The sequence below is a fragment of the Agromyces sp. CCNWLW203 genome, from assembly GCF_036576125.1.
In the GTDB taxonomy this organism is placed as follows: Bacteria; Actinomycetota; Actinomycetes; order Actinomycetales; family Microbacteriaceae; genus Agromyces.
The window spans coordinates 543,264-555,892 of record NZ_JAZHYX010000001.1; the positions used below are offsets into that span (position 1 = coordinate 543,264).

Annotated in this window: 11 protein-coding genes; 3 read left to right on the forward strand and 8 right to left on the reverse strand. The window is 71.4% G+C overall.

All coding sequences use genetic code 11. The features are described 5' to 3' along the window. Positions 1-7 precede the first annotated feature (7 nt). The 5 genes from VPH61_RS02465 to gabT all read right to left on the reverse strand — a co-directional run bounded on the left by VPH61_RS02465 (position 8) and on the right by gabT (position 6,605). Complete coding sequence (locus tag VPH61_RS02465) at positions 8-877, reverse strand: universal stress protein (protein WP_332061934.1); 870 nt, start codon at positions 875-877, stop codon at positions 8-10. Further along, the gene (locus VPH61_RS02470) at positions 877-2,241 is read right to left on the reverse strand and encodes a flavin monoamine oxidase family protein (RefSeq protein ID WP_332061935.1); all 1,365 of its coding nucleotides are present in this window, start codon (positions 2,239-2,241) and stop codon (positions 877-879) included. The genes VPH61_RS02465 and VPH61_RS02470 overlap by 1 nt, the downstream gene beginning before the upstream one ends. A 113-nt stretch (positions 2,242-2,354) precedes the next feature. Beyond that, positions 2,355-3,824 (reverse strand): NAD-dependent succinate-semialdehyde dehydrogenase, encoded by a 1,470-nt coding sequence (locus VPH61_RS02475; protein WP_332061936.1) that lies wholly within the window; start codon positions 3,822-3,824, stop codon positions 2,355-2,357. A 61-nt stretch (positions 3,825-3,885) separates the two neighbouring features. After that, complete coding sequence (locus tag VPH61_RS02480; RefSeq protein WP_332061937.1) at positions 3,886-5,250, reverse strand: Glu/Leu/Phe/Val family dehydrogenase; 1,365 nt, start codon at positions 5,248-5,250, stop codon at positions 3,886-3,888. Continuing rightward, positions 5,247-6,605, reverse strand: a complete 1,359-nt coding sequence (gabT, locus tag VPH61_RS02485; RefSeq protein ID WP_332061938.1) for a 4-aminobutyrate--2-oxoglutarate transaminase — start codon at positions 6,603-6,605, stop codon at positions 5,247-5,249. The genes VPH61_RS02480 and gabT overlap by 4 nt, the downstream gene beginning before the upstream one ends. Positions 6,606-6,773: 168 nt before the next feature. Between gabT and VPH61_RS02490 the strand changes: the two genes are divergently transcribed. Further along, the gene (locus VPH61_RS02490; protein WP_332061939.1) at positions 6,774-8,318 is read left to right on the forward strand and encodes a PucR family transcriptional regulator; all 1,545 of its coding nucleotides are present in this window, start codon (positions 6,774-6,776) and stop codon (positions 8,316-8,318) included. Between the two features lie 32 nt (positions 8,319-8,350). Here the strand turns inward: VPH61_RS02490 and VPH61_RS02495 are convergent, their stop codons facing one another. Next, a complete protein-coding gene (locus VPH61_RS02495) occupies positions 8,351-9,769 on the reverse strand; it encodes a GH1 family beta-glucosidase (RefSeq protein ID WP_332061940.1) in 1,419 nt (472 codons plus the stop codon). Between the two features lie 210 nt (positions 9,770-9,979). Between VPH61_RS02495 and VPH61_RS02500 the strand changes: the two genes are divergently transcribed. Continuing rightward, positions 9,980-10,177 carry a DUF1918 domain-containing protein gene (locus VPH61_RS02500; protein WP_332061941.1) on the forward strand — a complete coding sequence of 66 codons (198 nt, stop codon included), beginning with the start codon at positions 9,980-9,982 and terminating at the stop codon, positions 10,175-10,177. Positions 10,178-10,241: 64 nt separating this feature from the next. Then, positions 10,242-11,009, forward strand: a complete 768-nt coding sequence (locus tag VPH61_RS02505) for an SGNH/GDSL hydrolase family protein (protein ID WP_332061942.1) — start codon at positions 10,242-10,244, stop codon at positions 11,007-11,009. Between the two features lie 54 nt (positions 11,010-11,063). Here the strand turns inward: VPH61_RS02505 and VPH61_RS02510 are convergent, their stop codons facing one another. Then, positions 11,064-11,561 (reverse strand): FBP domain-containing protein, encoded by a 498-nt coding sequence (locus VPH61_RS02510; RefSeq protein ID WP_332061943.1) that lies wholly within the window; start codon positions 11,559-11,561, stop codon positions 11,064-11,066. Between the two features lie 74 nt (positions 11,562-11,635). After that, the gene (locus VPH61_RS02515) at positions 11,636-12,571 is read right to left on the reverse strand and encodes a bile acid:sodium symporter family protein (protein WP_332061944.1); all 936 of its coding nucleotides are present in this window, start codon (positions 12,569-12,571) and stop codon (positions 11,636-11,638) included. Positions 12,572-12,629 lie beyond the last annotated feature (58 nt).

The following is a 12,629-nucleotide window of genomic DNA, read 5'->3' on the forward strand; positions in this document are numbered from 1 at the left end:
TGTTCCTTCAGGAGGTGGAGCGCGGCACGACGATCATCGGCACCGGCAGCTCGCGGAGCATCTTCGATGCCGTCGAGCCAAGGAAGAGGCGGCTGGGGGTTGCGAGGCGGCTGGACCCCACGAGCACGACCTCGCCCGCGTGCCACTCGAGCCCGCTGACCGCCTGCTCGATCGTGTCACCGGCGGCGACGACCGCGGTGGCCGTCGTTCCGGCGGGCAGCGCGCGTCGCGCCGCCTCGAGCACGTCGTCGGCGTGGGCGGTGCTCGCAAGCGAGGCGAGCTCCTCGTCCATGCCGGCCGGGAGGTCGATCGAGACGAGCGACACGAGCCGGAGCGGCGCGTGCATGAGGCGGGCGAGGCGCACGGAGATGTCGAGCACCGACCCCGCCCCGGAGCGCGTGCCGACCGCCCCCGTGATGCGGGTCACACCGAGCGAGACCGGGACCTCGCGGGAGCCCGCGGGTGCGAGCGCCACGGGCACGTCGGACGCGTGCAGCAGGTCGTTGGCCACGGACCCGATGCGGGAGCGGCCCAGCAGGCCGCCGCGCGCCGCGCCGACGACGATGAGCGAGGCGTCGAACTCGTGCGCCGCGGCCACGAGGCCCTCGGCGAACGACTCGGCGTAGCGGATGTGCAGCGCCTGCTCGACTCCGTCTCCCAGGCGAGCGGATGCCTCGGCCAGCCAGCCCCGCGAGCGCTCCTTCAGGTGGCGTTCGTACCCCGTGTCGGGGGGAACGACGGCGCCGCGGGCCTCGATCGGGAGCACCATCACGACTTCGAGGAGCGCCTCGCTGGCGGCCGCGAGTCGCCCGCCGAGAGCGAGCGCGTCGGCGCCGGATTCGTTCGCCGTGTAGCCGACGACGATGCGGGTGACCATCAGCTCGCGCCGAGGATCTCGTCGGCGACCTCGCGGCCGACGCGGATCGCGCCGTCGACGTGCTGGTAGCCCTTGCCCGCCATGTCGGAGCAGGAGAAGTGGATGGGACCGACGGGAGGGCGGAGGTCCGCGCCGTAGCGAGCGAGCCCGCCCATGTCGAAGCTCGCCGCGTACGCGCCGCGGGTCCACTCCTCCGAGCCCCAGTCGCTCTCGTAGTACACGACCGGGTTCAGGGCCTCGGGGCCGTAGTAGTGCGACAGCGACTCGAGGATCCGGGCCTTGCGCTCCTCGGCGGAGACGCTGAAGACGCCGTCGGCCTCCTCGTCGGAGACGAAGCCGACGAGCGTGCCGCGGGGGTCGTCGTGGTTCGTGTTGTCGTAGGCCTCGTGCACGAGTTCGTAGGGGCTGAACGCGGTGCCCGAGAGCCCGAGGTCGCGCCAGAACGGCGTCTCGTAGACGGCGTGCACCTTGATGACGAAGCCCATCGAGAGGTGCTGGTGCATCTGGTGCTGGCGGCGGGGCAGCGGCGGCTCGTACGAGATGCGGCTGATGAGGATCGGCGGCAGCGCGAGCACGACGTGCTTCGCGTGCACCTCGAGCGAGTCGGTGACCGCGACGACGCCGGCAGCGGGGGCATCCGGCGTCCAGCGGATGGTGCGCACGGCCTGACCGGTGCGCACGGCGTCGCCGAGGCGCTCCGCAAGGAGCAGCGGCACCTGCTGGAGGCCGCCGACGACGCGCTTGTCGAGGATGAAGTCGGCGTCGACGAGGTTCGAGAACGAACCGGCGGATGCCGCCATGAGCAGTGCCTGCAGCGCCGAGAACGCGTGCGCGGGCTTCGTCAGCATGGCGCCCGCGATGAACATGCCGATGTTGAGCTTGGCCTCTTCGTCGTCGGTCTGAGTGCCGAGCCACTCGGCGAACGAGACCTCGTCGAGCTCCTTGGCGCGCGGGTGGGCCCACGGGGCGTCGGGGTCGATCTCGGCGACGAGCGCATCGAGCTTCTCGATGAGGCCGACGATCTCGCCTTCGGTCTTGGCGGGCACGGGGAAGATGTCACCCTCGAAGAGCCGGCGCTCGCCGTTCTCGGCGATGTAGACGTTCTCGCCCTCGCGGAAACGCTCGTAGGTGTCGAGACCGAGTTCGGCGAGCGTCTCGATGAGGGCGTCCTGGTCGGGAGAGACCCACTGCCCGCCGATCTCGAGCATCGCGCCGTCGATGTCGTCGGTCCAGAGGCGGCCGCCGATGCGGTCGCGTGCTTCGAGCACGACGACGGACTTGCCGGCGGCCTTCAGCTTGGTGGCGGCGGTGAGGCCCGAGGCCCCGGCGCCGACGATGACGACGTCGCAGTCGATGCGTTCCATGATGTGCATACTTCCTTCGATTGTCCTGCTGGTCGAGTAGGCCCCCAGGGGCCGTATCGAGACCTGGGCAAGCGGATGCCGCGGCGCGAGCTGCGGCATCCGCTCGGGTGGTGTCAGCTCACGGGGATGAGCGTGTACTTCGTGTCGAGGTACTCGTGGATGCCTTCGAGCCCGCCCTCGCGGCCGATGCCCGACTGCTTGATGCCGCCGAACGGGGCTGCCGCGTTCGAGACGAGGCCGGTGTTCAGGCCCATCATTCCCGTGGCGAGGCGGTTGATCATGCGGTGACCGCGCGCGAGGTCCTGCGTGAAGACGTAGGAGACGAGGCCGTACTCGGTGTTGTTGGCGAGGCTCACTGCCTCGTCTTCGGTCGAGAAGGTCGTGATGCCGAGCACCGGGCCGAAGATCTCCTCGCGGAGCAGCCGGGCGTCGGCCGAGACCGAGCCGAGCACGGTCGGGGCGTAGAAGGTGCCCTCGCCCTCGATCACGGTGCCGCCGGCGAGCACCGTGGCGCCCTTGGCCACGGCGTCGCTGACGAGCTCGTCGGTCGAGGCGACCGCCTTCGCGTCGATCAGCGGGCCGATGGCGATGCCGTCTTCGGTGCCGCGGCCGACGCGCATGGCCTGCACGCGCTCGGCGACGCGCTTGCCGAACTCGTGGGCGATCGACTCGTGCACGATGAAGCGGTTGGCGGCGGTGCAGGCCTGCCCGATGTTGCGGAACTTGGCGAGCATCGCGCCGTCGACGGCCTTGTCGAGGTCGGCGTCCTCGAAGATGACGAACGGCGCGTTGCCGCCGAGTTCCATCGACGTGCGGAGGATGCCCTGTGCCGCCTCCTTCATGAGGCTGCGACCGACCTCGGTCGAGCCCGTGAAGCTGAGCTTCCGCAGCCGCGGGTCGGCGATGATCGGGCCGGAGACCTTCGACGAGGTCGACGTCGCGATGACGTTGACGACGCCGGCCGGCAGGCCCACCTCTTCGAGGAGCGCCGCGAAGGCGAGGGTCGTGAGCGGCGTGAGTGCCGGCGGCTTGATGACGACGGTGCAGCCTGCGGCGAGCGCGGGCGCGATCTTGCGGGTCGCCATCGCGAGCGGGAAGTTCCACGGCGTGATGAAGAACGACGGGCCGACCGGACGCTGCGACACGATCATGTTGCCGGTGCCCTCGGGGTTCAGCCCGTAGCGGCCCGAGATGCGCACGGCCTCTTCACTGAACCAGCGCAGGAACTCGCCGCCGTAGGCGACCTCGCCGCGCGCCTCGGCGAGCGGCTTGCCCATCTCGAGCGTCATGAGGAGGGCGAAGTCCTCCTTGCGCTCCTGCAGCAGGTCGAACGCCCGGCGCAGCAGCTCGCCGCGCTCGCGCGGAGCCGTCGCGGCCCATGCGTCCTGCGCGGCGACGGCGGCGTCGAGCGCCTTGGTGCCATCGGCGACGGATGCGTCGGCGATCTCCTTGATCGTCGCACCGGTCGCGGGGTCGATCACGGCGAGGGTCTTGCCGCCCTCGGCGTCGACCCATTCGCCGCCGATGAAGAGCCCGCCGTTGATGCGGTCGAGCACGGTCGCTTCCTGAGTTGCGGTCGTCATGCGTGTGGTTTCCGTTCGATGATTCGGGGTGACGGTGTCGAAAGCGGTGCGGATGCCGCGATCAGGGGTAGAGCCCGCGCAGCTTGTGCGCTTCGGCGACGCGTTCGACGGCGAGCGCCGTCGCGGCGGTGCGAAGCGAGAGCCCCCGCGCCTCGGCGTAGCCCAGCACGTGCTGCCACGCACTGAGCATCCGCTCCTCCAGTCTGGACTCCACCTCGTCGACGCGCCACCAGTAGGCCTGGTTCGCCTGCACCCACTCGAAGTACGAGACGATGACGCCGCCCGCGTTCGCGAGGATGTCGGGCACGACGAGCACGCCGTTCTCGCGGAGGATGCGGTCGGCGCCGGGCGTCGTCGGGCCGTTCGCGCCCTCGACGATGACGGTTGCCGCAACCGTCGCCGCGTTGCCTTCGTGCAGCACGCCCTCGACGGCGGCCGGCACGAGCAAGTCGACGTCGAGCGTGAGGAGCTGTGCCCCGTCGATCGCCTCGGCGCCGGGGAAGCCGACGACCGAACCGGTCGCGCGCACGTGGCCCGAGAGCGCCTCGATGTCGAGGCCAGCGGCGTTGAACACCGCGCCGTACTGGTCGCTGACCCCGGAGACGGTGACGCCGGCCTCGGAGAGGAACCGCGCGGCATCCGCACCGACCTTGCCGAAGCCCTGCACCGCAGCGGTCGCACGCGACGGCTCGATGCCGCGGTGGCGGAGCGCGGCGAGCGCGATGTGGGTCACCCCACGCGAGGTCGCGCTCGCCCGCCCCTGCGAACCGCCGAGCGCGATGGGCTTGCCGGTCACGATGCCGGGCACCGTGTAGCCGCTGGTCACGGAGTAGGTGTCCATGATCCAGGCCATCGTCTGCTCGTCGGTGCCGATGTCGGGCGCGGGGATGTCGCGCTCCGGGCCGATGATCGGCAGGATCTCGCTCGTGTAGCGGCGGGTCACGCGCTCGAGCTCGGCCTTGGAGTGCTCGCGGGGGTCGATCGCGATGCCGCCCTTCGCGCCGCCGTACGGCACGTCGAGCAGGGCGCACTTCCAGGTCATCCACATCGCGAGCGCCCGCACCTCGTCGATGTTGACGTTCGGTGCGTAGCGCAGGCCGCCCTTGGCCGGGCCGCGTGAGAAGTTGTGCTGCACGCGGTGGCCGAGGTACAGCCGGCTCTCACCCGAGTCCATGCGCAGCGGCACGGCGACCGTGAGCTCACGACGAGGGGTCGCGAGCATCTGGTGCAGGCCGTCGGTGTAGCCGAGCAGGCCCACCGCCTCGGCGAGCTGCGAGCGCGCGTCGGTGAGCGGGGTCGCGATGTGGGCGTCAGCCGCAGCTGCGCCCTGAGCCGCCCCTGCGCCCTGAGCCTGTCGAAGGGCAGCGGATGCCGCGGCATCCGTCGTTGCGGTCGACGCCGTCGTCGCCGCGAGGAGGTCGGTCATGCGTTCTTCAGTCCTTCCGCGACGACCGAGAGGCCGTCGATGAGCAGTTCGTCGGAGATGGTGAGCGGGGGCAGGAAGCGGATGACGTTGCCGTAGGTGCCGCAGGTCAGCACGACGACGCCGTTGGCGTGCGCGTACTTCGCGACCGCGTTCGTGAGCGCGGCGTCGGGAGCGCCTGTGGCGGGGTCGACGAGCTCGATCGCGACCATGGCGCCGCGTCCGCGAACGTCGCCGATGCGGGGGTCGGCGGTGCGCAGTGCGTTCAGGCGGCCGATGAGCACGGAGCCGATCTCGCGGGCGCGCTCGAGGAGGCCGTCGGCCTCGTAGGTCTCGATCGTCGCGAGCGCTGCGGCGCAGGCGATGGGCGAACCCGCGTAGGTGCCGCCAAGGCCGCCGGCCATGGCGGAGTCCATGATCTCGGCGCGGCCGGTGACGGCCGAGAGGGGCAGACCGCCGGCGATGCCCTTGGCGGTGACGATGACGTCGGGCACGATGCCCTCGTGCTCGCTCGCGAACCAGGCGCCGGTGCGGGCGAATCCGGTCTGCACCTCGTCGGCGATGAAGACCACGTCGTTCGCGGCCGCCCACTCGACGAGCGCGGAGAGGAAGCCCTGGGCCGGGACGATGAAGCCGCCCTCGCCCTGGATGGGCTCGATGATGATCGCGGCGAGGTTCTCGGCGCCGACCTGCTTCTCGATGACGGAGATGGCCTTGGCCGCCGCCTCGGCGCCCGAGAGGCCGCCGTCGCGGAAGGGGTAGCTGAGCGGTGCGCGGTACACCTCGGACGCGAACGGACCGAAGCCGCTCTTGTACGGGATGTTCTTCGCGGTGAGGCCCATGGTGAGGTTCGTGCGGCCGTGGTACGCGTGGTCGAACGCGACGACGGCCTGCTTCTTCGTGAAGTGGCGGGCGATCTTGACCGCGTTCTCGACGGCCTCGGCGCCCGAGTTGAAGAGGGCGGTGCGCTTGACGTGTTCGCCGGGGGTGAGCTCGTTGAGCTTCTCGGCGACGGCGACGTAGCCCTCGTACGGCGAGACGGTGAAGCACGTGTGGGTGAAGGAGTTCAGCTGCGCGGTGACGGCCTCGACGACGCGGGGCGCGGAGTTGCCGACGCCGGTGACGGCGATGCCCGAGCCGAGGTCGATGAGCGAGTTGCCGTCGGCGTCGACGATGACGCCTCCGCCCGCTGCGACGACCGAGATGGGCAGGGTGTGCCCGACGCCCGCGGCGACGGCTGCCGCCTTGCGGGCCATGAGCTCCTGCGAGCGCGGACCGGGGATGGCGGTGACGAGACGGCGCTCCTGGGCGAGCGAGGGTCCTCCGGTCAGGGTGGCCGGGGTGTCGACGAGAGTCATGAGTGCTCCGATGCGAGGTGACGACGGTGGCGGATGCCGCCAATGCTAGGTCGGGCCGAGCGGATGCCACAGCGCCCGTGTGTACACTCAGGTGCACATTCTTCGACACGGCGTACACAATGCGTCCGCCGGCGCGGAACCGACTGAAGCCCCACCGAAGGAGCCCTCGTGCAGCCGACCGTGCAGACCCTGCTCGACCGCCCCGACCTCGCGCTCGGCCTCGTGACCCCTGCCGCCGAGCTGCCGGGCGGCGCCCTCGCGGTGCCGGTGGTCTGGGCGCACAGCTCCGACCTCGCTGACCCGACTCCGTTCCTCGACGCCGGCCACGTGCTGCTGACGACCGGCACGCAGTTCGGCGACGACGCCCCGACCGGCTTCGCCGCCGCGTACGTCGAGCGACTGCGTGCGACGGGTGTCGCGGCACTCGGCTTCGGCACCGAGGTGATCCGCGAGGGCACGCCCGAGTCGCTCGTCGAGGCGTGCGCCGCGCAAGGGCTGCCGCTCTTCGAGGTGCCCTACCGCGTGCCGTTCATCGCGATCGCCCGCACGGTCGCCGACCTCATCGCCGAAGACGCCTTCGCGCGGCAGGCGTGGGCGCTGAACGCCCAGCGTGCGATCTCACTCGCCGCACTCCGGCCCGATGGTCTCTCCGCTACCCTTGCCGAGCTCTCCCATCGGCTCGGCGCCTGGGTCGGGCTCATCGACGCCACAGGGGCGCTCGATCGCGAAGCGCCCGACGACGGGCTCGGCCAGCCGCTCCTCGGCGAGGTCGTCGGCGAGGCCCGCTCGATGCTCCGCCGTGGCCAACGCGCCAGTCGCACACTGCTCGCCGGCGAGTCGACCGAGACCCCGCAGCGGATGACGCTGCAGACGCTCGGCGGCGGCGGCGCGCTCCGCGGGGTGCTCGCGATCGGCGACTCCCCCGAGCTCGACCAGGCGGGCCGCGAGGTCGTCACCTCGGTGATCGCGCTCGCAGGGCTCGCGCTCGAGCAGAACCGCGACCTCGACCGAGCACGCGGTCACCTGCGTTCAGGGCTGCTCCGCGGCATCCTCGCCGGTGATCTGGCCCTCGCCGACCGCGTCGCGACCGAGATGTGGGGGCCGCTGCCGTCGACGCCGATGCGCATCGCCGTGACGGATGCCCCGCTCACCGCGGTCGACCGACTGACCGAGCTGCTCGAGCTGCGGGTCGAGGAGCGCGGCGGCCGACTCTTCTTCGGCCGCGACGACGAGCAGTTCGTGCTGTTGCTCGAGGAGGCCGACACGAACCTCGCCGATGAGATCGCCGCCGAGTTCGAGCTGCCCGTCGGGGTCTCCGATCCGGTCGGCACGGGCGGCATCGCGCTCGCTCACGAACAGGCGCTGCGCGCGGTCGAGCGCGCCCGCGAGTCGGGTTCGGGCGTCGTGCTGTTCGACGAGATCAGCCGGCAGGGCGTGCTCGCGTTTCTCGCCCGCACCGATGCCCGCGCCGTCGCGCTCGCGACGCTCGCTCCGCTCACCGAGCACGACGCCCAGAACGGCACGACGCTGCTCACGACCACCCGCACGTGGCTCGAGCACGGCGGCCAGTTCGACGCCACGGCGCAGGCGCTCGGCGTGCACCGGCACACCGTGCGGAGCCGCATCGCCCTCGCCGAGCGCCTGCTCGGCCGCGACCTCTCGGGTTTCCACGCCCGCGCCGACCTCTGGGCGGCCCTCCTCGCCGTCGACTGACGCGGGCAGCCACCGACGGCGGCTGGCGCGGGCTACCGCGAGTCGGCGATGCGGTCGCGGTACCAGGCGTACGAGTCCTTGGGGGTGCGCTCGCCGGTCTCGAAGTCGACGTGCACGAGGCCGAAGCGCTGCGTGTAGCCCTCGGCCCACTCGAAGTTGTCGAGGAGCGACCACAGGTAGTAACCCTGCACATCGACGCCTTGGTCGATCGCGCGTCGCACCGCCGTGATGTGGTCGTCGAGGTAGCCGATGCGCCGCTCGTCGTGCACGGCACGCGCCGCTCCCCCTCCGGCCTCTGCGGCCGCCCCGGCCGCCTCGCTCACGACCTCGTCGGGGAACGACGCCCCGTTCTCGGTGATGACGACGGGCGGCAGTCGGTCGCCGTAGTCGCGTGCGAACGAGACGAGCAGTTCGGTGAACGTCTCGGGCATGATCGGCCAGTCGAAGCCGGTGGTCGGCACGCCATCGAACTCCACGGGCTCGAACGGCAGCCCGGCCGCCGCGAACTCCGAGCCGTCGGATGCCGCGGCGACGCGCGTCGGGTTGTAGAAGTTGATGCCGTAGAAGTCGGTCGGCGCGCCGATCAGCTCGAGGTCGCCGTCTTCGAGACCCGGCATCGCCTCGAGGCCGAAGCCTGAAAGATCTGGGTACGCCCCGGTGAGCACGGGGTCGGCGAAGATGCGGTTGTAGATGAGGTCGAACGCGCCGGCGGCGAACCGGTCGGCCGCGGCATCCGTCGCCGGCACCATGAGGGTGTGGTTGTTGGTGATGCCGACCTCGGCGTCGCCTCGCGAGCGGATCGCAGCGACGGCGAGCCCGTGCGCGAGCAACTGGTGGTGGGCGGTCGACAGCGCGCCCATCATGAGGGCGTGGCCCGGCGCCTGGCTGCCGAGCGCGTAGCCCTGCAGGGTCGTCATCGCGGGCTCGTTGAGAGTGATCCAGCGCGCCACGCGATCGCCGAGACGATCGACCACGAGGCCGGCGTACTCGGCGAGCCGGTACGCCGTGTCGCGGTTCAGCCAGCCGCCGGCCGCCTCGAGCTCCTGCGGCAGGTCCCAGTGGTAGAGCGTCGGCACGGGCGCGATGCCTGCGGCGAGCAGCTCATCGACGAGGCGGTCGTAGTAGGCGAGCCCCGCCTCGTTCGCGGGCCCGGTGCCGCCGGGCTGCACGCGCGGCCACGAGATCGAGAAGCGGTAGTCGTCGGCGCCGAGCCCCGCGAGCAGTGCGACGTCGTCGCGGTAGCGGCGATAGCTGTCAGCGGCGACCTCGGCGTTCGAGCCGTCGATCACGAGCCCCGGCGTGCGGGTGAAGACGTCCCAGATCGACTCACCGCGGCCGCCCTCGCGCGTCGACCCCTCGACCTGGAAGGCTGCCGTGGCGGCGCCCCAGCGGAACCCGTGCGGCAACCTCAGCGCCTCGGCGGTGCGGTCGGGGGTGGCGGCTTCGGCCATGGGGAACCTCGCTGTTCGTCGGCTGGCGGCGGTGCTGCGAGCGGTGAGCGGATGCCGCGGCATCCGCTCTGCTCGAAGTGGGACACCTGACCCACTCCGGCCACCCTAGCCGTCTGTGCGCGCCGGGGGAAGGGTCTCCTCGAGGGCCGGCGCAGCCCTACCGCACGCACAGCCACCGGCGTACGCTGGAAGCACTCGAAGGAGGACGCGATGCACGCAACCGTCGGAGAACGCCTGATCATCCACGGCAAGCTGGTCGGCCAGGCCACCCGCCGCGGCGAGATCCTCGAGATCCGCGGCGAAGACGGCGGGCCGCCCTACCTCGTGCGCTTCGACGACGGCCACGAGACGCTGCTCTTCCCCGGCGCCGACTGCGAGATCGAGCACGACGAGCAGCACGCGAGCTGAGACCGCCGTTTGCGGCCACGCCGACGGCGGCCACTGCCTTGGCCGCCCGCGATAGCGTGGACGCATGTTCCACTCCTATGCGGCGATCGGCGACAGCTTCACCGAGGGCGTCGGCGACGAACTGCCCGACGGCTCCGTACGAGGGTGGGCCGACTTCGTGGCGATCGGCCTCGCCGCGGCGGCGCGCGAGCCCATCGGCTACGCGAACCTCGCGATCCGCGGCCGCAAGCTCGGCCCGATCATCGACGAGCAGCTCGACCCCGCGATCGCGCTGCGCCCCGAACTCCTGAGCTTCAACGGCGGCGGCAACGACATGCTGCGCCCCCGCATGGACGAGCAGGTCACGGCCTCGCGCTTCCGCGACGCGATCGAGCGCATCCGTGCCGAGGGCATCCACGTGCTCATGCTGAGCGGCGCGAACCCGACCGACCACCTGCCGATGGGCAAGGTGTTCGACGCCCGCGGCGCGCGTCTCACGGCGGCGCTCGTCGACCTCGCCGACCGCCCCGGCGTCACCTTCGTCGACAACTTCAACGACCTCGGCCTCCGCGACATCCGCTACTGGTCGCCCGACAAGCTGCACCTGAATGCCCTCGGCCACGCCCGCGTCGCGAGCAACGTGCTCACCGGGCTCGGCGTGCCTGTGCCCGCCGAGTGGGGCGTCGAGGAGGTCGCCGCGGCGCCCGCCGGCCCCAAGAGCCGCAACACCGCCGCGTACTACCGCGAGTTCGTGCTGCCGTGGATCGGCCGGCGCCTCACGGGCCGTTCGTCGGGTGACGGGCGCACGGCCAAGCGGCCGACGCTCGAGCCGGTTCCGGATGCCGCGGCCTGACGCCACCCGCAAGCCGGCCGTCGAACCGGCCCGATCCCTGAGCCGACGCCGAGCTCAGGCGACGCCGAGCACGTCGGCGACGAACGCCCGTGTGCGGCGAGCGAGCCCCTCGATGCGCTCGAGCTCGTGCGCGCTCGGCTGCACCTCCGACGGTGCCGGCGGCCGGCCGAGTCGCACGGTCTCCTGGCAGGCGAGGTCGGCGCAGATGTAGGTGCCGATGCTGTCGCCGCGTTCGCCCGCCGCACCCGCGCGGCGCGCCGAGAACAGCTCGACCTGGTCGCCGGGCTGATGCGTGTGGCAGAGGTTGCAGATGGCGGCGCGATGACGGGATCCGGTGCGATCGGCGGCCGTCAGCACGATGCCGGCGGGCATGCCCGCGAGTTCGGTGACGAGGTAGCCGCGCGACGGAATCCGGGGGTCGCGCCAGCCGAAGGCGTCGAGCGGCGCCCACTCGGTCACGAAGAAGCGCACGGGCAGCGAGAGCTGCTCGAGCTCGGCCGCGTTCGCGTTGCCGAAGAGCGCGCGAACATCGTTCTCGCCGAGCGGCTGCATGCGTCCCCCTCCGTGCCTGACCCGTCCAGTCTACGAATCCGCACGGGCCGCCGGCGCTCGGGCACGGCGAGGGGTCAGCTCGCGGCCTCCCCGGCGCCAGCTGTGCCGGCGGCTGCCGGCGGCGCTGCGGCTGCCGCGGCATCCGCTCGCTCGGGTGCCGGCCCCCGCCGTCGGATCAGGAAGCCGAAGCCCAGCGCGACGAAGAACATGAGCACGCCGTAGACCGCGGCCGGCAAGCTCATCTCGACGCTGCCGATGACGGTCTGCGCGATGACGATCGCGAGCGTCGCGTTGTGGATGCCGATCTCGAACGAGCTCGCGATCGACTGTGCCGGCCCCACTCGCAGCATGCGCGGCACGAGGTAGCCGACGCTCAGGCTCAGCACGCAGAAGATCACCGTGATGGCGGCGAGGCTGCCGAAGTTCTCGAGCAGCAGGTCGAGGTTCGAGACGATCGCGCCGACGATGACGACCACGAGGATCACGACGGAGGCGATGCGTACGGGCTTGTCCATGCGGTCGGCGAAGCCGGGGCGCCACCAGCGCACGAGCATGCCGACGATGACCGGCAGCAGCACGATGGCGAACACCTCGACCGTCTTCGCGAGCTGCAGGCCGAGGGTGTCGTCGCCGGGCAGGAAGTAGGCGATCGCGAGGTTCGTGATGAGCGGCAGCGTGAACACCGCGAGCACCGAGTTGATCGCCGTGAGCGAGATGTTCAGGGCGACGTCGCCGCGGAACAGGTGGCTGTAGAGGTTCGCGGTGGTGCCGCCGGGCGACGCGGCGAGCAGCATCATGCCGACCGCGAGCACCGGCGGAAGCTGGAAGACGAGCACGAGACCGAGACAGAGCGCCGGCAGCACGATCAACTGGCAGGCGAGGGCGATGATCACCGCCTTCGGATGCTTCGCCACGCGCGCGAAATCGCCCGGCGTGAGTGAGAGTCCGAGCCCGAACATGATGATGCCGAGGGCGACGGGGAGTCCGATGGTGGTCAACGCTGATCCCATGCGCCAAGTGTGGACCACGACGGGCCGGCGTTGAGTATCGATTCGGTGACGACCCGGA